The 21860-nt window shown below is 52.0% G+C and carries 17 protein-coding genes and 4 tRNA genes; 6 read left to right on the top strand and 15 right to left on the bottom strand.

The window, feature by feature from the left end:
* The first annotated feature begins 9 nt into the window (after positions 1 to 9).
* Both AC55FS_RS04240 and AC55FS_RS04235 read left to right on the top strand, forming a co-directional pair.
* Positions 10 to 85, top strand: a tRNA-Phe gene (locus AC55FS_RS04240).
* Positions 86 to 188: 103 nt separating this feature from the next.
* Positions 189 to 635, top strand: a complete 447-nt coding sequence (locus AC55FS_RS04235) for a thermonuclease family protein (RefSeq protein WP_496934827.1) — start codon at positions 189 to 191, stop codon at positions 633 to 635.
* Here AC55FS_RS04235 and AC55FS_RS04230 read toward each other — a convergent pair.
* Positions 632 to 1051, bottom strand: coding sequence for a hypothetical protein (locus tag AC55FS_RS04230; RefSeq protein WP_496934826.1), 420 nt, complete (start codon positions 1049 to 1051; stop codon positions 632 to 634). The genes AC55FS_RS04235 and AC55FS_RS04230 overlap by 4 nt on opposite strands.
* Positions 1051 to 2283, bottom strand: a complete 1233-nt coding sequence (locus AC55FS_RS04225) for a hypothetical protein (protein WP_496934825.1) — start codon at positions 2281 to 2283, stop codon at positions 1051 to 1053. Before AC55FS_RS04225 ends, AC55FS_RS04230 begins: the two co-directional genes overlap by 1 nt.
* Before the next feature lie 155 nt (positions 2284 to 2438).
* Here AC55FS_RS04225 and AC55FS_RS04220 point away from each other — a divergent pair, with 155 nt between their 5' ends.
* Entirely contained in the window at positions 2439 to 4514 is a 2076-nt protein-coding gene (locus AC55FS_RS04220; RefSeq protein WP_496934824.1) for a putative bifunctional diguanylate cyclase/phosphodiesterase, read from the top strand.
* Positions 4515 to 5046: 532 nt separating this feature from the next.
* Here AC55FS_RS04220 and tuf read toward each other — a convergent pair.
* The 9 genes from tuf to AC55FS_RS04175 form a co-directional block, all read right to left on the bottom strand.
* Complete coding sequence (gene tuf, locus AC55FS_RS04215; RefSeq protein WP_496934823.1) at positions 5047 to 6270, bottom strand: elongation factor Tu; 1224 nt, start codon at positions 6268 to 6270, stop codon at positions 5047 to 5049.
* 93 nt (positions 6271 to 6363) lie between these two features.
* Positions 6364 to 6439, bottom strand: a tRNA-Thr gene (locus tag AC55FS_RS04210).
* Between the two features lie 10 nt (positions 6440 to 6449).
* Positions 6450 to 6523 (bottom strand) — tRNA-Gly (locus tag AC55FS_RS04205).
* A gap of 76 nt (positions 6524 to 6599) precedes the next feature.
* Positions 6600 to 6683 (bottom strand) — tRNA-Tyr (locus AC55FS_RS04200).
* Between the two features lie 85 nt (positions 6684 to 6768).
* Positions 6769 to 7434 (bottom strand): hypothetical protein, encoded by a 666-nt coding sequence (locus AC55FS_RS04195; protein WP_496934822.1) that lies wholly within the window; start codon positions 7432 to 7434, stop codon positions 6769 to 6771.
* A complete protein-coding gene (locus AC55FS_RS04190; protein WP_496934821.1) occupies positions 7410 to 8120 on the bottom strand; it encodes a type III pantothenate kinase in 711 nt (236 codons plus the stop codon). The genes AC55FS_RS04195 and AC55FS_RS04190 overlap by 25 nt, the downstream gene beginning before the upstream one ends.
* The gene (gene birA, locus AC55FS_RS04185; protein ID WP_496934820.1) at positions 8101 to 9057 is read right to left on the bottom strand and encodes a bifunctional biotin--[acetyl-CoA-carboxylase] ligase/biotin operon repressor BirA; all 957 of its coding nucleotides are present in this window, start codon (positions 9055 to 9057) and stop codon (positions 8101 to 8103) included. The genes AC55FS_RS04190 and birA overlap by 20 nt, the downstream gene beginning before the upstream one ends.
* A 114-nt stretch (positions 9058 to 9171) precedes the next feature.
* Complete coding sequence (locus AC55FS_RS04180; protein ID WP_496934819.1) at positions 9172 to 10296, bottom strand: PepSY-associated TM helix domain-containing protein; 1125 nt, start codon at positions 10294 to 10296, stop codon at positions 9172 to 9174.
* Between the two features lie 112 nt (positions 10297 to 10408).
* Entirely contained in the window at positions 10409 to 12547 is a 2139-nt protein-coding gene (locus AC55FS_RS04175; protein ID WP_496934818.1) for a TonB-dependent siderophore receptor, read from the bottom strand.
* A gap of 206 nt (positions 12548 to 12753) precedes the next feature.
* Between AC55FS_RS04175 and AC55FS_RS04170 the strand changes: the two genes are divergently transcribed.
* Positions 12754 to 14775, top strand: coding sequence for a TonB-dependent receptor (locus AC55FS_RS04170; protein ID WP_496934817.1), 2022 nt, complete (start codon positions 12754 to 12756; stop codon positions 14773 to 14775).
* 86 nt (positions 14776 to 14861) lie between these two features.
* Positions 14862 to 16220 (top strand): hypothetical protein, encoded by a 1359-nt coding sequence (locus tag AC55FS_RS04165; RefSeq protein WP_496934816.1) that lies wholly within the window; start codon positions 14862 to 14864, stop codon positions 16218 to 16220.
* 3 nt (positions 16221 to 16223) lie between these two features.
* Here AC55FS_RS04165 and AC55FS_RS04160 read toward each other — a convergent pair whose 3' ends face one another.
* The gene (locus AC55FS_RS04160) at positions 16224 to 17399 is read right to left on the bottom strand and encodes an ion channel (protein WP_496934815.1); all 1176 of its coding nucleotides are present in this window, start codon (positions 17397 to 17399) and stop codon (positions 16224 to 16226) included.
* A 50-nt stretch (positions 17400 to 17449) separates the two neighbouring features.
* Between AC55FS_RS04160 and AC55FS_RS04155 the strand changes: the two genes are divergently transcribed.
* Positions 17450 to 18439, top strand: coding sequence for an adenosine kinase (locus tag AC55FS_RS04155; protein ID WP_496934814.1), 990 nt, complete (start codon positions 17450 to 17452; stop codon positions 18437 to 18439).
* A gap of 418 nt (positions 18440 to 18857) precedes the next feature.
* On the opposite strand, the gene AC55FS_RS04150 is transcribed toward AC55FS_RS04155, so the two are convergent.
* The 3 genes from AC55FS_RS04150 to AC55FS_RS04140 form a co-directional block, all read right to left on the bottom strand.
* Positions 18858 to 19640 (bottom strand): CLCA_X family protein, encoded by a 783-nt coding sequence (locus AC55FS_RS04150; RefSeq protein WP_496934813.1) that lies wholly within the window; start codon positions 19638 to 19640, stop codon positions 18858 to 18860.
* A complete protein-coding gene (locus tag AC55FS_RS04145) occupies positions 19640 to 20311 on the bottom strand; it encodes a 2OG-Fe(II) oxygenase (protein ID WP_496934812.1) in 672 nt (223 codons plus the stop codon). Before AC55FS_RS04145 ends, AC55FS_RS04150 begins: the two co-directional genes overlap by 1 nt.
* Before the next feature lie 90 nt (positions 20312 to 20401).
* Complete coding sequence (locus AC55FS_RS04140) at positions 20402 to 21853, bottom strand: sugar transferase (protein WP_496934811.1); 1452 nt, start codon at positions 21851 to 21853, stop codon at positions 20402 to 20404.
* Between the last annotated feature and the right edge of the window lie 7 nt (positions 21854 to 21860).

The raw sequence follows: 21860 nt of genomic DNA, 5'->3' as shown, positions 1-21860 counted from the left end.
ATCATCAATGCCCGGATAGCTCAGTTGGTAGAGCAGAGGATTGAAAATCCTCGTGTCGGTGGTTCGATTCCGCCTCCGGGCACCACCTCTTACTGCTAGATATTTCTATTTTGAGCACTCGCTCAAATTCTAAAAAAGCCGCTCAAATCTTGAATAATCGCCATGATTAGCAATAATCCAACGGATTTATGAAGCCGAGAAAATCCTGCCAATTTGTTCTTGTTGTACTGCACATTTTCCTGATTGCTGCAGCAGCGATCAACACAGCCGTAGCGCAACAAGCAGTCACCGTCGACCAAGTCGTGCGCGTTTATGACGGCGATACCATCACCGTCAATATTGAGCAATGGCCAGCCGTCGTGGGTCAAGCCATCAGTGTGCGCATTCGCGGTATAGACACACCTGAAATTCGCGGCCAATGCCAGCAAGAAAAACAACAAGCAAAAGCAGCCAGAGACTTTGTCAGATCAACCCTCAATAGCGCTCAACACATCACCCTAATAAACATTGAGCGCGGCAAGTATTTTCGCCTAGTGGCCGACGTATTTGTCGATGATCAAAGCTTGGCGGCGATGCTATTGCAACAACAACTGGCCAGACCTTATGACGGCGGCAGTCGTCAACCCTGGTGCTAACTGCCGTCGTAAACCACCACCAACTGATCAGGCACTGGCGTCGATGCCGGCCAATAACCTACCGCACGTGGCTGGCTTAATAACTGCTGCAGCAGATCATCTTCGTTTTCAACCTCCTGCGGTGGCCGAGAACGTCCGGTAAATCGCATTTGTGCCCAATACGACTGTATTCTCGACTCAGACAAACCAATCACTTGAGTATTAAATATCAAACGCAGACGATTCGAGGGAGTCAGGGCAATTGGCGTTAGCTGCTGGCCAAGCGATGCCCCCATATACAAATTGCGCACTTGCTCTCGACTTAACTTGATCGGCTCATCGAGATTAGCCACCACTACAACGCCTTCAGCCAGTGCCCAAGCAGGGAATAACAGCAGCGTAAAAACAACAGACTTAAGCCAGCTATACCGCCACATCAGAATATCCACTCCCAGCCCAGCTGATACAACAGCGCTGATTGCTTTTCAGGCCTAAGCGCAGGATCAAACAAGCCTTCTCTGGGTGCCGAAAAGAAACCACTTCCTGGCGAAGTTTCTCGCAACCAACTCAACTCGGCCTTTAGTGCCATATTCAAACGAAAATCCCAGCGCGCACCGAGGGTATAACTATCTAAACTGCCATCTGGGATTCGATCCAGCAACTGGTAGTATCCTGCCGCTAAGGGGAAAAGCGGATTGCTCTGATCAAGCAACAAGGGCTGAAGCTCAGACTCTCCCGACACATCACCATAAGCACTGGCAGCATAAGTGAGATGAATGCTCACATCACCCAAATGAGCCCCACCCATCAGGTAATAACCTGTTAACTCTGGAGTCAGGGAAAATTCGGTGTGAGTTCGTACCCATTCAGCCTCCCAAAAGGTGTGAAGGCTATCGTAACTGATCGCCCCCTGGGCAATCGTGATACGCCCCTTGGAATCGAGACTGTCGGCACTGCGAGCAAATCCAGCTTGCTCTAACGGCAAACGCAACAAATCCAGCTGCGGCAAATCGGTTTCGTTATAACCGGCATGATAAGACAAGCGTAAATTGACATTATGGCTGCGCAGATTCAGCACCACACCCATCAAGTCAGACACTTGAGCATCCACGTCAATGCGACTACCAGCAATATACACGTCGTCATCAAACGAGCCGTAATAACCTTCTACCGCTAATGCCAATGATGGCCAGCTGTGCTGATAACTGACGCTACCGCCCTCAAAAGTAGAAAACAGATAATTGTTATACACCTGAGTGGGTGGCGTTATCCAAGGGTAGGTATAACCAACATCAATACCATCACTGTAACGAAAAAAAGGCGTTCTAAGCTTACCTGCCCGCAGACGCCAGCTAGGGGTAGGCTGATAGCTCAGATACAACCACTCCAAACTACTGCCTCTATCATCACTGGTATGAGCCAGCCACTGAGCCGTCGCCGACAGCTCTGAAGTGAAATTGAAGGTAGGCTGCAAAGCAACCAAGCTTTGCTGCCCTAAGGAGACGCCATCTTCATAGCCGTTAAAAGGCGCGTCCGGCTCGTCTAAATAGCCAGCAACCACCCGCGCAAAGCCAGAGAACTCAAAGCCTTCGCGCCCATGATCGGCCAGCACAACAGCAGGCATCAGCAATAGCCAAAGTCCTGCCTTAGTGACGAGTGATCGATACATGACCTCTCCTGCTCAGTACATAGCGTCTAGCCTTTACTATATGCCAGCCTACAGCGAAGCCACTCGTCTGTCATAACTGGCAGGTTGCAAGCCAGCACCAGCCCCCTTGAGCTACGCTGTGTAGCAGCCCTGCTCAACTTCAGGCGGAGACATGTATGCAAATCAAGAGCATGCGTACAGCCGTGATGCTGCTTGCTCTGGTCTTTATGACAGCCATTGCGGTGGCGGTTTTTTTATTGGCCGTGAAAGAACACCGTACTCTATACGCCAATTATGCCAACAGCGATCTGGATGCCTTATCGGATAATATGGCCAATGAACTGCTCCCCCTACTCAGCCAGCAACAGCAACATTTTTTTCAACTCACCACTTTTTTACTCAAGCTAGACCCATACGAATACACCCAAGGTGCAGCCATCTTCGATGAACAATGGCAACTTTTAGAAAGCTACGTCGGCCGCCAACAGCAATCTCTGCAACCAGAGCAACGCCTCAACTTTCGTCAGTGGCCAATGCGCGAACTGGGCGTACACCAACAACAAGGCAACCTGATTGCCGTTAAAGCCGTTGGCGATCCAAGTCTTATTCTGGGCTATTTGGTGATCGTACGGGACTTTTCCAGCCCACTAGAACGCAGCACCAACAACCTCAGCTGGCAAGTATTTCCTGCGGCCACACTGTCAATTCTATTGCTCATGATGATTTTTTATTTTTTTGGCAATCACTGGCTCACCCCGCTCAGCAAGCTATCGGCCATGGCCAAGATGGTTCAACAAACTAAAAACTACGACGTCAGCCTGCCACCATCTGGCCATTTTGAAGTGGAGTCGCTAACCCGCAACTTCAATAACATGTTGAAAGCCATTCGCCAGGAGCACGAACTCAACAAACAACATGTTGCCTTGTTAGAGCAGCGCCGTGAAACCATGGAATACCTAGCCAACTATGACCATCTTACCGGCCTTGTAAATCGTCAACATTTTCGCGAACAGTTACAGCAACTGCTGCTAGCCAACGAACACCAGCAGCCTCCCATTGCGCTTATGTTTGCCGATTTGGATGGTTTCAAGCTGGTCAATGACTCCCTCGGCCACGAGGTTGGAGATCAACTACTCAACAATGCCGCTCAGCGACTTAAAAACCTGATTGAAAAACGCGGGGTAGTCTCTCGCCATGGTGGCGATGAATTTTTAATCATGGTGCAGCACTACAGCAACGATCGCGAACTGGAGGTGCTGGCTGCGCAAGTCATCGATGCATTAACACAGAAGTTTGCCATCGACACTTGGGAGATCCGCGTCAGCGCCAGTATTGGCATCGCATTGGCCACTCCAGGTCAAGACGCGAGCACCTTAATACGCAACGCCGATGTGGCTATGTATGAAGCTAAGCACGCGGGCAAGGCTCGCTTTAGCTTCTTTAATGCCGAAATGATGGTTGAGTATCAGCGACGCATCGAAGTTGCCAATGCCATTGATAGCGCCATGCAAAATAACGAGTTTTTTATCGTCTACCAACCTAAGCACCAGGTCGATGGCAAAGTCGTTGGCGCAGAAGCTTTAGTACGCTGGAACAGCCCAGAACTGGGTTTTGTATCGCCCGGTGAATTTATCCCCATCGCCGAGCAATCGGGCAAAGTGTCGCAACTGACCCAGTGGATCATCAATCGGGTCTGCCAGGATATTCATGACACCTTACTTCCTGCAGGCTTTTCTCACCCCATCGCCATTAATTTGTCGGCAGCCGACTTAAAGAAATATCACATGCTGGGCAGCATAAAAGGCGCCGTACAAAAATATGGAATCTCTGCCGGATACCTTGAGTTTGAAGTGACGGAGCACTCTTATTTAGATGATTTTTCTACCGCCAATCACTTTTTATCTGAAATCAGCAATATGGGATTTAGTATCGCTTTGGATGATTTTGGCACGGGCTATTCCTCGCTGAGCTACTTAAACCGCATACCGGTCGACACCCTGAAAATTGATAAACAGTTTGTGGATCATATTGGCGCCAGCGAACGTGACGACGCGCTTGTCATTACCATTATTGAAATGGGCAAACGCCTGGGGATTTCACTGTGCGCTGAAGGCGTTGAGCAGCAGGTACAGTTAGATTTTCTGGCAGCCAACGGCTGTACTATTATTCAGGGTTATTATTTTGCCAAACCCATGGTATTGCCGGAGCTGTGTCAGTACTTAAAGCAAAGATCGGGCAACACCGCTAAATAAAGCACCAACCCCAGCCAGAGAACGAACATACCCAGAGCGAAATAACGGACACAAGACACTTACAAATTGCGATCCGCTCAGCCGACCGCACCTTGATACATATTTCAAACACAAAAAAAGCCGGACAACGTCCGGCTTTTTTAGCTAGCTACTAGATTACTGCTCGGGCCATCCATGCCCTCACCCTTCCTTACGTCAGGGCCAACCTACAGTTGTCATAATCTGATCCAGTCAGATTATTCGATGATCTTAGCAACAACACCAGCGCCAACGGTACGGCCGCTGTTATTCGTGTCGTCCTGACACTCACCCTTCGGGCTTCCTTCGGTCGTGCTGTTTTTGCTCCTGCAAAACAGTCACGGATAGCGATCCGCTCAGCCAACCGTACCTTGATACATATTTCAAGCACAAAAAAGCCGGACAATGTCCGGCTTTTTTAGCTAGCTACTAGATTACTGCTCGGGCTATCCATGCCCTCACCCTTCCTTACGTCAGGGCCAACCTCCGGTTGTCATAATCTGATCCAGTCAGATTATTCAATGATCTTAGCAACAACACCAGCGCCAACGGTACGGCCGCCTTCGCGGATCGCGAAACGCAGACCTTCGTCCATCGCGATAGGTGCAATCAAGTTCACTTTCAGAGCTACGTTGTCACCCGGCATTACCATTTCAACGCCCTCTGGCAGCTCAACAGCACCAGTTACGTCAGTGGTACGGAAGTAGAACTGTGGACGGTAGCCTTTGAAGAATGGCGTGTGACGGCCACCTTCGTCTTTGCCCAGAACATATACTTCTGATTCAAACTGAGTGTGAGGAGTGATAGAACCTGGCTTCGCCAGAACCTGACCACGCTCAACTTCGTCACGCTTAGTACCACGCAGCAGAACACCAACGTTCTCACCGGCACGGCCTTCGTCCAGAATCTTACGGAACATCTCAACACCAGTACAAGTAGTCTTGGTGGTTTCTTTGATGCCGATGATTTCGATTTCTTCACCAGTCTTAACGATACCGCGCTCAACACGACCGGTCACAACGGTACCACGACCTTGGATAGAGAATACGTCTTCGATAGGCATGATGAAGTCACCATCGATCGCACGCTCTGGCTCTGGGATGTAAGTATCCAGAGTTTCTACCAGCTTCTTAACAGCAGTAGTACCCATTTCGTTGTCGTCTTGGCCGTTCAGAGCCATCAGAGCAGAACCTGGGATGATTGGCGTGTCGTCACCTGGGAAGTCGTATTCAGACAGCAGGTCACGCAGTTCCATTTCAACCAGTTCCAGCATCTCTGCGTATTCTTCAGAGTCTGCACCGCCACAGTCTTCAGCCAGCAAGTCTGCTTTGTTCAGGAAGACAACGATGTAAGGTACACCGACCTGACGAGACAGCAGGATGTGCTCACGAGTCTGCGGCATTGGGCCGTCAGTAGAACCACATACCAGGATAGCGCCGTCCATCTGAGCAGCACCGGTGATCATGTTTTTCACGTAGTCGGCGTGCCCTGGGCAGTCAACGTGCGCGTAGTGACGATCTGGAGATTCGTACTCAACGTGAGAAGTTGAGATGGTGATACCACGCTCACGCTCTTCTGGAGCGTTGTCGATACCGTCGAAGGCAACAGCGTCACCGCCCCAAACTTCTGCACATACGCGCGTCAACGCTGCAGTCAGGGTGGTTTTACCGTGGTCAACGTGACCGATGGTGCCAACGTTTACGTGGGGTTTGGAGCGCTCAAAGTTTTCCTTTGCCATGACTCTGTCTCTTCTGCCAGTGATTAACAGTTTTTCAATCGCACATACACAAAAAGGCAGGCCAATGGCCCACCTTTTCTGTATTTTCGAACATGGTGCTGATAGGCAGATTCGAACTGCCGACCTCATCCTTACCAAGGATGCGCTCTACCGACTGAGCTATATCAGCGAATTTTTATTGGAGCGGGTAGCGGGAATCGAACCCGCATCATTAGCTTGGAAGGCTAAGGTTCTACCATTGAACTATACCCGCTTACCGTGCAGCCAAGTTCTGTGGCTTTTGCCTGCCTGGCTGCTCCAACAACGAATCCTGCCGTTGTTTTAAATAGTGGTGGTGGGGGCTGGATTCGAACCAGCGAAGCTTTCGCGTCAGATTTACAGTCTGATCCCTTTGGCCGCTCGGGAACCCCACCGAACTGGCGCGCATTATGTCGACCGATCGCCAAGCTGTCAACAAAAAATTCTTATTTTTTATCAACTTAGCGATTGGCCAAAAATTCAACGCTGAGAACAGGCCAGTGCCCGCCATTCAATACCAGCCATATCGCCGCTGATACGCTGCAGCAAATCATCGGCAATATCGACTTCATTCAGTTCAAGCCATAACTCATCTTGAGTATCCGAAACTTCACGAATACTGACCGGAATGCCAAACGCCTGGACCTTGCTCATCAAATTCTGCGCCGACTCTTTATTGCGGAACAATCCAAGCGACACACCATCGGCCAGCTCACCTTGAGTAATGATGTAGCTGTCGATACGACGACTCTGCAGTTCGTGCAACACTTTACGCGCCTGTTGGCGACTACCCCGCGGCGGAACATGTACCCAATATTCCGATGGCTCTGCACTGTGCGCTTGAATACGTTTTACCCGACTCAGCAACCCTACGGCAGTGGCGCGGGCTTTAGCATCCTCTAATGTTTGGCTATCCATAAAAGGCCCGGCGACCTGACACAAACGCGGCTGGGCCGGTGCCTTGGTCACAGGCTGACGACGCTGACTCAGTTGCAATTTGGCCTCCCCGACCAATTGCAAACGCTGCTCGGCACTTTGCACATTAAGAGCAGCGGACTGAGGCTTAACCGGCTCAGGTGATTGCTGCCAGAAGAAAGCCAGCAGCAATAGATTGGCCAACACTAAGAGAAAAAAGATCCAGCGCATAAATGTTCCATACCATCAAAAACCAGGTCCGCCGTGAAGCGACATCCCTTTGCTTGTGCCAACCATGCTCCATCACCACCACTCACCACCAGTTCAGCGGTGGGATAGCGATCGCTCAGGTGCTGCAATAATGCCAGCTGCTGGCAACGCACTCCGGCAGACACACATCCTAGTGTATCGGTTCCCGGCAGAAAATCCGTGGCCGGCACCTCATCTGTGTAATCGCACACGCGCTCAGCATGGTTGAACAAAGCACTCTGTGCCAGCGCTAATCCAGGCACGATATAGCCGCCCTGATGCAACAACTGCTGCTGTTGCCGCTCAAGCAGATCAACCGTCAGTGCCGTGCCGGCATCGATAACCAGCCAACGATCGTTAGCAGAAGGTACGGTCTCCGCAGCTCCGAGCATCGCCAGCCAGCGGTCGACTCCCAAACGCTCGGGTTTGTCATAACAATGAACAAAGCTTGAATACGACCGCAGTGGAGCGTGCAACACCACTAGCTCGTCATAGCGCTGCCTGAGCCATTGTTCCAATTGCGGCAACTGGCGCACGCTGGCCAGCACAACTTGCTCAGCCTCAGGCCAAGCCTGCTCGGCAAAGTCGTCATAGCGGCAATACTGGATACGCCCCTGCCAACGCCACTTGATACGGCTATTACCGGCATCAATCAGTAACGCGGACACTGATTTCCCCTGCCGTTATAGTTTCCATACCACGCTCGGTGCGCAGCATCAGCTCACCTTTGCGATTAACGCCTTTTACCACGCCCTGCACCTCTTGCTTGGGCCCAACGATGCGTACCTCTCGCTCAGCAAAAACATCGCGCTCACACCAGTATTGCTGAAACGGCTCAAAGCCACTGCGCTGGAATTCATCGACTAAGGTCAATAACTCCTCCAGTAACGCCGCTGCCACTTGGTTGCGCGACAAGCCGCTTTTTAAACTGCGAAGCTCAGCCCAAGGCTGATCGATAGCCGCTGCATCTTGTTCGTTCAACGCCAGATTAAGACCTATGCCAATCACCACCTGACAATGGCTGTTGTACTCGCCGGTGACCTCTAACAAAATGCCCGCCAGCTTCTTATTTTGCGCATACACATCGTTGGGCCATTTCAGACCAATATCGTTAATGCCGAGCTTGACCAAGGCCCGCTCAACGGCGATGGCTGTTACCAAGCTCAGTCCTTCTAATGCTTGCAAGCCACCACTAAATGACACTAGCAGGGATAAATAAATATTTTTGCCAAACGGGCTGACCCAGTGACGACCTCGACGGCCACGCCCTTGAGTCTGTTTTTCTGCCAGCACGGCATAGCGTTGGCCCATGTAATCGCGAGCACGTTCAAATAGGTAGGTATTGGTGGATGGCACATCCAACAAGATATCAAGACGGTCCAAGCGCTGTGACAAGGCGTCAGTGATGCGCTGTTCATCGAGCAGTTCAATAGCATCATGCAAACGATAGCCCTTGCCCTTCACCGAAGAATAAGGAATATCCAGCTCATCGAGTTTTTTCAGCTGTTTCCATACCGCAGCACGGCTCACGCCCAGTGCTTCGCCAAGCGACTCACCGGAGTGGAATTCGCCGTCTGCCAGCTGTTTAAGAATCTGATTCAGCATTATGTGACCTCCGGCGCTGAATATACCTGAACGCCAGATGATGGAAAGCGTCAGCCATAGCAGACGCTCGTCACACAATTGATTATCGCCTCAGTCTTTAAGGCTCACGATGAACTAGCTAGACGGCAGCTCTGCAGCCTGACGCAGTTGCTTGCGTTGCCTGGCCTGCTGCTGAGTGCGACGTTTTACCCACCACACATACAGCCCGGTAAAACTCAGCCACACAACAGCCGCTCCTGCTAACGCCCAAATCAGCTTGGATCCAGCACCGCCGAAATTGCCAAAATGCAAACGCCGAAAGCTGTCATCGATACGACGGCCAATATCCTGCTGGCGAATATCGCTGACATTCTTCCGCGCTCCCGTTTGGGCATCGAAGCTGACCACACTGGCGTACTGGCTGGTGAGTAGATGGGTATCCTCGACATCTCCCCAAAAGCGAATGTCAGCCCCCTCGCTCCAGGGCAAAGAAATATAAGTACTGGTAAATCCATCAATGCTGTTGTGCGCATGTTGCTGCAGCTCTGATAGTGACAACCCATGATCGTACATAGGCCCGACAACAACGTGCTCAGCGCTGTCATCGTGCACCAACCCCTCACGCGCCAGATGTAGAAAATTCCAGTAAGCTCCGGTAAAACCAACGATGATCATCACTGGCGCCAGCGCCATACCGATGCTGGAATGGGTGTCTACATACATGGTCATGCGCGCCGCCCGCCAACGCAGTCGTAACAGGTTTTTCCAAAACTGGCGATAAATAAATAAGCCACTCAGGCCCAGCAAACACAGTGCCGCTGATGCTATTCCGGCCAGCAACAAGCCGCTGTGATCGAGCAATAAATGATAATGCAGCTCCAGCAACCAGTCGGTAAAGTGGGTGGTCGCCAACGCTGGCTCAGTTAGAATTTTGCCTTGATAAGCATCCACATAAATGTGCTGCCATTCGCTAGTACCATGGGCAATTAAATACACCACGTCAGCACGCTGCGGTTGCTGAAACAAGGTCCAGCCGGTTATTTCATATTGTGGAAATTGTTCGCTCACCAGCTGACGTAAAGCATCCAAAGACTGGCGCTGTGATACCTGCTCGACATTGATGGCGGCAGGTCGCAGCAGGCTGTCGATTTCATACTTATACACCAATAACGCACCGGTGACGCAGCTGATCAGTATCGGTATGGCGGCCAGCAAAGCCAAATAAGTATGCAGTTTAAACAGCCAACGACGCTTGCTCATGGGGTCCTCATTTCTCACGAAAAAGCCATGCGCTAGACATGGCTTCCAAGGCTATAAGATCTGATCGTCTGCAGCTCACGCGTAGAGCTGTGCAAACGCCTTCAGGATTGCCTTAATAACGCCAGTTCACCGATGCCATCAGGTTACGCGGCGCACCATAGTAGGACTGGGCAAAATACAGGCTATTCAGATACTTTTCATCGGTAACGTTATTAATGTTAATGGCGGTGCTCAGCTGCGAATTAATATCGTAACTGGCCATCAAGTTAACTAATGCATAAGCCTGTTGTTTTACTATGATGTCTTGCCCGGCATTGATGCCATCAGCCACCACACCCTGATTGCGATAGATCTCATCTTGCCAAGTAACGCTGGCACCCAGTTTCAACGCCTCTAAACCAGAAACTTGCCAGCTCAGCGCCCCTTTAAACTGCTGGCCTGGCAGATAGGTCATGGTGTCTTGGTCATCGGCATCTTTTATGTCCAGATGGGTATAAGCGGCACTCAACTGCAAACCGGTCATTGGAGCACCGGCCACTTCCAGCTCATAGCCCTGGGTTTCGATGCCATCATCAGCGCGATAAGCATCTTTAGTGGTGCCTGGCACCTTGTCACCCGTCGCTACCGCGACGTTGTCTTGCAAAGATTGAAACAGCGCCACCGAACTGCGCAGGGTTTTTTCTTGGTTTTCCACTTTCGCGCCAACTTCATAATTCACGCTTTGCTTAGGGTCCAGATTATCGCCGCGGCTATCCAGCTCGTGCTGCGGGGCAAAGGTTTCGGTCCAACTGGCATACAAAGCAACACCTGGCAGCACTTCATATGTAGTACCCAGATAAGGCGTCAGCTCATTGTTATGAGAAGTAGAGCGATCACGGCCATAGCTCACGCCATTGCGCTGCCAGTTACTCAGGCGTCCACCGGCCAGTACTTGCCAGCGTTCGGTTAGATTAAAACGTGCCGCCGAATAGAAGGCACGCTGCTTGTCATCCCAATTGCCGGCACCCCCAAACTGATCAAAGGTCGGACGTGGATAGTTGCCGTCCCAGCTGCGCAAATCAACGGCAGGGCCTGTGCCCGTTACTGTCGCCAGGTCGTAATATGACTCGTCAGCAATGCGCGACTTAGACCAATTCACACCCAACATCAATTCATGGGTGCGACCCGCTAGCTGGAAAGGCCCCGATGCCATCACATCTAACATGCGCTGACCTTCGGTTAAGTCGTATTCACTGGCATAGGCTCCGGTCACGCCCGCACCTGTGTCGGCATCCGGAGTGCCAGAGACATAAAACAGCTCGCTATCGGTATCGTTGTGCAAATAATTGAAGGTGGCTTTTAGTTGCCAGCCACTGCTGAAACCATGTTGCAGTTCAACAAAGGCATTGCGATTGCGGGTAGAAAAATAGCTCCAATCGGCAGCCGAGCTAGTTGATAAGTCGTAATCTAACTGGTGGCCATTGCTGTCATAGTTTGGCAAAGCACCCCACAAGGGACTGTCAGCCCAGCTCCATTGCTGACTCATACCCATGGTCAGCAGAGTTAACGGTGACAACTCTTGCTCAAGCACAGCATAAGCCACTCGGCGTTTAAGGCCGTAACGATCAAGATAAGAATCGCCATCCTGCTCAGCCACCACCACACGTCCACCAGCGGTATCACCGTTAAAACGTGCCGATGCATCGGCCTGCAACCGGTAAGTGCTCCAAGAGCCAGCGCTTAATGAAACCTCAGCCTGGGCCTCTGCCAGCGGTCGTTTACGGATCATATTGACCGTCGCAGAGGGGTCGCCCAACCCTGATCGCAAGGCATTAGCACCACGCAAAATTTCAATACGCTCAAATATCGCGCTGTCTAGATCGCTGTAAATATTGTCGTGGGTCAGCGGCATGCCAACCCCATCAAATTGAAAGTTGCTCACCTTAAAGCCACGTGCGGTGTAATACACCCGGTCGGTCTCGGGCTTTTCTACCGTCAGACCTGGCGCACTCACCAATGCCGAATTAACGCTGGTCAGAGCAAAATCTTGCAGTTGCTGCTGCGTCATAATGGAAATTGACTGGGGCGTCTTTTGAATATCCAAATCCAAGCCGGTGGCAGAGGTATTGCCATGAACCAGATAACCGCTTTGCTCCTCGCCGGTCACCACCACTTCTTCTAACTGCTGAGCATTATCATCAGCCTGAACGGCGGCACTCGCCAGCGCTAACGCCATAAACAATGGCTTGCGAGTGAACAGGATCGAATTCATTTGCTAGTCCCCAAAAGGTTAAACACCAGATCGGGGCGCATCTTAATTGAGACAACTAACAAATATCAATATAAATGCTAATAATTATCATATAGAACTGGATCGGATGCTAAATATGCGTTATGGCGCGGGCATGGAAGCGGCACTTGCCTAAATGGTTATCTTATAACATCATTAACGTTATGAGATAACATACGAGATTTTGCATGAAACGCCCTTTGCTCTGTACTCTGGCACTGACTGGCAGCACACTCAGCCACGCAATAGAGCTGGAAGAAGTGGTGGTAACAGGCGATGCTCGAGCCAGGCTCGACCAGGCTCAGCCAACTTTGTTGCTAGACCCTAAAGCGCTGGAAGAGAACCGCCAACAAACCCTGGGAGAAGCGCTGAGCAACTTACCCGGGGTCAGCAATGCATCGTTTGGCCCAGGCGTTGGCCGGCCACTGGTACGAGGGCAAGGGGCCAGCCGTGTTAAGTTGCTGGTCAATGGTCAAAGCAGCAATGACGTTTCCGCCATGAGTGCTGATCATGCGCCAATGACGGATCTGGCTGCCGCCGACAGCGTTGAAGTGGTGCAAGGTCCAGCCGCGCTAAGATACGGCGGTGGCGCCATTGGCGGTGTGGTACGAGTTGAAAATGGCCGTATCAGCAGCCTGGCAACTCACAGGCAGAGCCTGAAGTTGAATAGTTCTGTATCCAGTAATGATAACGGTCGCTCAGCCTCAGCCCGCTTCAATAGTGGCAATGAGCATTGGCAACTGCAGCTGGATGGCATGCGCCGGCGCAGCGAGGACTATCACGCTGGTGAGCGCATTGCCAACAGTGACACCGATGGCCATGAGCTCGGTGCCGGGCTCAGCTATATCTGGCAGGCCGGCCGCTATATAGGCTTTAGCATCGCCGAAACGCGCTACGACTATGCCATTCCCAACGAAGATAATGAGCCTGCTCGGGTACAGCCGTTGCAACAAGACTACCAACTGCAAGCCGGCGGCTGGACACAGTCATCCTGGCTTGAAGAGTGGCAGCTACAACTCAGCTATCAAGACTATCGCCATCAAGAAGTCACCGGCTCAGACGTTGAGGGCTTGTTTGAAAAGAACAGCTGGCAAGCACAAGCCGATGCTGTTCATCAGCCGCTGTGGGGCTGGCAAGGCCATGTTGGTATTCAGTACAGCCAGCAACAACTAGAGCTGTGCCATGATCACAGCGGTTGTGACCGTATCCCCGACTACAATCATCAGCCCTGGGATGGCAGCGCAGGCGATGATTTTTTCACTCGTCATGGTTTAGATTTCAGTCACAGCACTCCTATGCCAGCCACCACCACCCGGGATCTGGCTGCCTACTGGGTGGCCGAGCGTGATTGGCAACACGGCACATTAGAGCTGGGCTTACGCCAAGCGCAACGTCAAATCGATAGCAGCGAAGACCCCATTGCACCCAGCTATCGCCGCCAGCAAGGGTATTACGATCAGCGCTCCTATCATCCACACGCCCTGTCAGCCGCTGTCACCTGGATGCTCGATGATCAGCAACGCTTGGCCATTAGCCTAGCGCGCAGCCAGCGAGCCCCCGATGCAGCAGAAATGTTATGGAATGGCGACCATCACGCGACCTTCTCGTTCCAGTTAGATAATGGCGAGTTAGACGTCGAAACCGCCCACAGCGTTGATATCAACTGGTTATACAGCAACGAGCAGCAGCAGTGGCGACTGGCTGCCTACTGGTATGAGTATCAGGATTACATCTACAACCAGCGTCAAAGTGTGGTTGACCCTTTCCATGGCAGTCCCGTCTACCGTCATGAGCAGGCCGATGCCCGCTTCCGTGGTTTTGAAGCCAGCTGGCAACGCCAGTTGCTGCCACAACTGCAGCTGCAAGCCAGCGCCGATGCCGTCAGGGCACAATTTCGCGACGGCAATAACCTACCTCGTATTCCTGCCGCGACCGCCGCTCTGGTAGCACGCTGGCAGCAACATAACTGGCAGCTGCAAGGAGAGATTCGCCATACCTTTGCCCAGCGTCATACCGCGGTCGCGGAAACCGAATCCGACGACTACAGCCAGCTTAACCTGATACTGCGGCAGGATTTTGGCCCCTTTAGCTATCAACTAGGCGGCTACAACCTGGCCGATACGCGCGGAGAAATCCACAGCTCCTATCTAAAAGAATTTGCCCCGCTGCCCGGCAGACAGATTCGATTATCGATGCAATTAGCGCTGTAACACTCTGTTAGATCCACTGCGATGGCGGTGGATCTGGCCTCGTATAAGCTTTGATTTTTATTACGTTATAACAAGGAAACCACTTTATGTTTAACACTTTAGTCCATCGGCCATCCTGGCTGGCACTGCTATTGGCATCACTGACCTTGGCAGGCTGCGGCAGTAGCAGTAGCTCCAGTGACACAGATAATGAGCACGCCGTCGACGATAGTCTCAGCGAACTGCCTGGTCGGTTACTGGTGACGGCGGCGCAACAGCCCATGGCATTGGTGTATGACCTAGACAGTCAAACGGTAATGACCACCATGACCCTCGACCATATTGTCAGCGCCGCTTATACCTCACCGCAAGGGCGTTATGCATTGCTGTCCCAACGTCAGCAGGACCAAATTCAACTGGTGGATGGTGGCCTGTATCAGGAAGATCACGGCGATCATTTGCATCCTTATGCCAAAGCACCACAGTTATTAACCCACGCTCTTGCCGGCAGTCGCCCCACCCATGTGACGGGCCATCAAGGCTATAGCGCGGTGTTTTTTGATGGCTCTAGCGATGCGGGTAGCAATGCCAGTGTGCAGCTATTTAGCGATACCCAGCTGGCCAAAAATGAAGCGCTGAACTTAACCCTAGACAGTGCCATGCATGGCACCGCTGAAGTGGTGGATGGCCATCTGCTGGTGAGCTGGCGTAGCCCAGAGGCAGAGTCTTCTCTACCCGAGCAAGTCGAGTTGTATCGCATCCATGACGATCATTTTGATTTTGAAACCCGCTTCGATCAGCCTTGCCCTGGCCTGCACGGCAGCTTAGCCACAGAGCACGGCGTGGTATTCGGTTGCAGCGATGGCGTGTTACTGGTGCATCAGCACGACGGTGAGTTCGAAGCACTAAAAATAGCCAACCCCGAAACCATGGCCGATGCCCGAGTTGGCTCCTTTTTCGGCGGCGATGAAAGCGCTCTCATCATTGCCCGAGCCGGTAATCAGCTGTGGTTACTTGACCTCGAGCAGCAACGTTTAAGCCCGCTTGAATGGCAAGGCAGCGAACCCATCGAATGGCTGGGCATGCACAGCACAGATGAAGGCGAACATTTGCTGGGGCTTGATAACAATGGCGCATTACATCGCTTTGATGCCGCACAGCAATATGCCCATGGCGGCAGCGTCACCCTGCTCAATGAGCTTCCAACCTTAGATGATCACGCCACTATCGCCATCAGCAGCCATGGCGATATGGCCTACATCGCCGACCAAGCAGGCAGTGCCATTAAAACCGTTAACCTCGCCAGCCTGGAGGTCAGCACTATCAGCTTGCCGTTTGCACCGGCAGCCATCGCTTGGATGGGGCTAGTGGAACTGCATGAACACGATGATCATGATCATTCAGGTCACGATCACGACGATGAACACTCAGATCACGATCATGATGAAGACGAGCACCAAGGTTAACCGTTATTCACGCTCGAACTCTGCCGCATGATGATTAAAATGCACCTCCACCGCGCGCTGCATCTCGCGAATGGTGGGGGTGTTTTCAGTGTGTACCAATACGATTAACGACTGTGCATGGACGGCGTGATCACCGTCGGGGTGAGCCTCGACATGACCCTCTTTGGTGACATAAGCCAGCGGAGTTCCCAAATTACTTTGCACCACAGCATTGACCACGTCGGCCCAGCGCTCGCCCTCTAGCCATACCGGATAACGCACCGGATGATCATTGGCATGGGTAAACATGTCTTCAATCACCACCTCGGCACCAGGTGCGACCATGGCACGCACGATAATTTCCGGATAAGAACGGATGGGGCGTAAAATGGAGCGAATATCCAGGCCTTTTAAACGCTCACGATTATTATCATCAACACATTCTGCGATGACTCTATGCCCCAAATGGTGCTGATATAAACGGTAGGCCACGTCAAAGGTATAGCTATCACTGTCGGCCGAATATTCATCCCGCGCCAGCACGATAATATGGCTGGCTCGATCGACACCGGCACGGCGTAAATCATCTTCTCGACTGGCAAGCCCCGTGACATGCACGACGCCAAGCTGCCTTAGGCTATCGGGCAAGCCATCGGCAAAATCTTCATTCAGCAGCATAATAGGTGCGTCGGTATATTCACCACTTTCGCGAATTTGACTGATTAAACGCAGAAAATACGCCTCGCGATTGTATTTCGGTGAATTAATAAAGAGTAAATGCTCGGCCATATTCCAGTCCCAATGTCCGGTGCGAATGCGTTCTCGCCTGGCGATGCGAAAGTCCACGTAGTCGCTGATTAAAAACGTCATGATGGTAATGCCACAGCCAAACATCAGCACCATAGTGGCTGCTTGACCCGGCACGGTTTGCGCGGATATATCGCCATAACCGACGGTGGTTAACGTGGTCATGGTGAGCCAGAGCGACTGCCAGGCCGACAGACCTTCAAACCACATCATGGCACCAGCATGAATGGCAACAAATGCAAACAGCACCGCTGCTGTTTTGATCACAGAGCGTTTAATACTGGCATCGGTTTGATAGACAGCGTGGCGAACCCGCTGACGCTGGCGGATAAATCGAGTGACTTTATTCATGCTGCGATAATAGCCAAGCGCAGCAGTCTGTACAGCTTCCATTGCCCACGATTTGATACAATGCAGCTTTTATCCTGCACAGGAAGCAGCACATGAGCTACCACATTTATGGCATTGGCAATGCTCTGGTCGATAAAGAGTTTGAAGTCGACGATGAGTTCTTCAGCGCCACTCAAATTGAAAAAGGCATGATGACGCTGATCGAAGCGGAGCAACTTCACACCACCCTCAGCACCCTAGATCAACGTTATGGCCTGAAAAAACGTGCCAGTGGTGGCAGTGCCGCCAACACCATTATTGCTGCCGCCTATTTTGGTGCCAACAACTACTACACCTGCAGCGTTGCCAACGACGAGGCCGGAGATTTTTATGTCGCCGATATCAAAGCCGCGGGTGTTGATACCAATATGGACGGTGAGCGCAGCGACGGTGTGACCGGCAAATGCTTGGTAATGGTGACCCCCGATGCCGAACGCACCATGAATACCTATTTGGGCATCTCCACTGAGCTTAATGCCGCCCATATCGATGAACAGGCTTTGGCGCAATCGCAATACGCTTATATTGAAGGCTATCTGGTAACCTCAGACACCTCGCGCCAGGCAGCGATTCACGTACGCCAGCTGGCACGCCAGCATGGTGTTAAGGTCGCCCTGACTTTTTCTGATCCAGCCATGGTGCAGTTTTTTAAAGACGGCCTTAGCGAAATGATCGGTGACGGTGTCGACATTCTGTTCTGCAACGAGCAAGAAGCCAAGCTCTATAGCGGCCAAGAACAACTCGACGACGCCCTACAAGCATTGCAAGCAGTTGCGCAGCATGTGGTGATCACACGTGGTGCAGACGGTGCATTAATCTGGGATGGCCAACAGCAACATCACATTGCCCCGCATCACGTGACAGCCATCGACAGTAATGGCGCTGGTGATATGTTTGCCGGTGCCTACTTATACGCCATTTGCCATGGTCATGATGCCAGCGCAGCAGGACGCCTAGCCAGCTTGGCGTCGGCTCAGGTGGTGAGTCAATTTGGACCACGTTTAAACCCTGAACAGCACGAGCCACTCAAAGCCGCCCTTTGATCATTTTTTAACCAATTAAACCCCCTGGTAAGTAGCTTAACGGCCAGGGGCATTTACCAAGCATTTGCCCCCAAAGTTATCCACAGAAACTGTGGAAACTCTTGTATCCAACGTCCATAACAAGCTTTGAGTCTGCATTCAAGCCCCGATCAATGCCATTTGGAGGTTTGTTTTTTTGCCTCATACCTCTTACCTAACCCCCTTCCGTGGTTGTAAATAAATCACTGTCAAGCCTTGACATACCTGGCCTGGGCTAAATTCTAACAGTGATCAAAACTACAACAATTTAAGCTAAAGGCCATGCTAGCGGGGCTGCTGACAGTTATCATCGAGTTGTTCCCAAATCTATCCACAGATACTGTGAAAAACTTTATTTTCAGCGGCTAAAAGCGACGTCAAAATCGCTTTTCGTCAACAGTTATTCACCGCTACGTAGCAGCGCATAACTCAGCTGTGAGAAGTACTCGCGAAAAGCCGCATTGATACGCTGGCGTTGTGCACCAAGAGGGTAAACACCAGCAGCGGCTTCACTGCCCTGGCGAGTCCCCGTGACCAAATAAGAATTGTCGATATCGGCATCTTCAATAAAGGCTTCAAATGCCCGCGCCGCCATTTCTTCTGGGCGACGGTAATAGTTTAACGACAGCTGGCGGTCATAGTTGAAACTGCATGACACAAGCTCAGCCTCAGCATCGAATATCATCGCCAGACAATGCTGCCAGGCATCCACCAAAGCATGGGAGGAAGCGGGTACTTGCTGTCGATAAAAGCAAGACGATGAAAATGCCGTCGAATCGACCCCATAGGTGGTCGTTGCCAGATAATGGTCAAAACCGTGAAACCACTCATGGGCCAAACTGCCAGCGCCAGCATTTTTGGCCAAAGCAAAGGTGCGACTGGCGGGTTCATAGTGGGCGGCCACGCCAGGTTGGCCGCCACTGCCATATTTGAGGGCCAAACGGCTACGCAGGGAAATCAGTGACGACGGTAAGCCATATTGCAGATGGTCAGCGGCTAAAATATGCAGCAAATCCATCAGCGCATAAAACACCCCTTCAGCAGCCCGTTCAGCTTCATCAAGCTTGACCCAGCTACCGACCGTCACCGAGCGAAACCCAAACAACTGCTGAATGGCGTGAAAATCGGGCTTGGTCAAAATATGGCGGTAGTCCGGGCCACGCCGTCTCAGTCTGGCAACCATTAGCCCGGAGGGTCTAGGCGATCACCGGTGGTGGTATTCAGTCGATACCAGCCGGCGATCGAATAACGATCTCGCTGCGCCGGCAGTACTTCGTGAGGAAACTCTTCACTCAAAAACACCACCAGGCTGCCCAATGCCGGCACGACTTTAATGCCTTGCTGATCGTCGTCACTGCGATACAGCACCAACTCACCGCCATCGTCGGGTTGCCAGTGCTGATTTAAATACGCCACCACAGTCAAAATACGGTTGGCTTGTCCACGAAAGGCGTCGTAATGACGTTTATAAAAATGGCCAGCGCGGTAATAGGCGTAATGACTTTCAAATGAAAACAGCCCGAGCAATAAACGTCGATTCAAATACACCTGCAATGCTTGGGTCCACTGCAACCACTGGGCACATGGCTCACTGGTGCCGTCGATCCAGCAAATATCGTCGTTACGAATAAAGCGGTTAACAATGTGCTCGCGTTGGCGCCCTACCCCGGCACGCTCAAAATAGCCCGGCCCTAAGCCGTGCACTTCAGCCGCCAGCGACAGGGCCAGATCACTCGGCAATGCCAATGGCTGAATGCTGTATCCTTGCTGATACACATCGTCGGCAATGCGAGCAAATAAGGGTTCATCAGAATCACCGCCAATCGGCGGCTCGGCTAAGGCATGGACGTTCATTCAGGCTACTCATTAATGGACGAGAGATTATAGCCCCAGTTTGCCAGCCGCCTATCAATATTAGTGCTAGGGCCGTCTTTGCCAACACACTTATAAAGGCCACCATCGTTTTAGCGGCGGCAGCGCAGTGAGCGCTATGTATTGCAAGTAACGACAGGGAGTCAGTTGACGGTACATAGCCGCATCGGTAGCGGCCAGTTTTTCGGGTGTCGACATATCGATGCCCTGCAGTTGTGCCAAACCAGTAATGCCCGGCCGACGATCAAAAACTCCATGGCGTAAACGCGCTACCGTCAATTCGGTATGGCCAGGCAAACCAGGACGAGCACCCACCAAACTCATATCACCACGCAACACATTCCATAGCTGCGGTAGCTCATCAAATTTGCTTTTACGCAAAAAGCGCCCCAGCGGCGTCAGCCCTTGATGCTTCAGCTCATGGGTTGGAACGGAAGGAGTGTCCAGTGCCATGGTACGGAACTTGACCATTGTAAAAAGCCGTTGTTGGCGTCCCAAGCGCTGCTGTCGAAATAACGGCTGACCAGCGGGCAAGCTATTTAGTAATGCCATGACCAACATCAGCGGCCACAGCAGTGCCAATCCGCTGGCCGCCAGCAGACAATCAGCAATGCGCTGCCAGCCGGGCTCTGCTGCAGGCTGTACACAGCGTTGCAACGCCTCGCGCGTACTCAATAGAGGGTGCCAATTCAGTAAGCGCCTAGCTTTGCTGCTATCCACAAGCAAGGGTTGGCTGAGCTGTTGCAAGGCCTCGGCTTTGCCAGCCAGGGCCGCCAGCGTCGTTAACAGCGTCGATGGCATAGGCAGTAAACGGTGCCAGTAGCGCCCGTTCGCTCGCTGCAGCTCGCGAATGACATCGACGACCGGCAGGACGGGCTCGTCTGCAACATGGAAGATACTGTTGGCTGCGGCTGGTTTTTCCACACAGGCAACAAGTAGCTCTGCCAAGTGCTCCACATACACCATGGAGCGTGGCGCCTTTAGACCAGCAAAAGGTAGGGGCAAGCCGCTGTTCACTAGACGCAGCAGCAAGGCAAAACTGCCCTTGGCTTCAACACCGTACACTAAGGGAGGACGAACAATGCTCCAATTACAGCGCTGAACAACCGTCGTCAGCTCATTTTCAGCCACCGCTTTACTGCGAGTGTAAGCGTTTTGCGGAGCGTAAGTAGACGACTCTGTCAAAGGATGACTAGAACCAGCTCCACAGACGCCAATACTGCTGACGAAAATAAGATGTTTTACTCCATCTCGCTCACATGCCAACGCTAAGGATCGAGTCAAATCGACATTTACTGCCTGCAGTTGCTCTTCTGAGCCCTGCGTTATGGCCGCCAAATGCACCACCGCATCAACGCCTTGCAGATCCCATTGGCCATCTTCTGGCCACTGCATGAGCTGCCAGGGGGCAGAAGAGATGCGTCGCTGCACAGCAACCACCTGGTGACCTGCGGCATGCAATGCCTGGCATGTATAGCGGCCGATAAAACCATTAGCGCCCGTCACTAACACGTTCAATGACACATCTCTC

It is taken from the genome of Bacterioplanes sp. CLAM21 (assembly GCF_059641015.1).
This window is presented reverse-complemented; position numbering and strand designations above follow the sequence as displayed.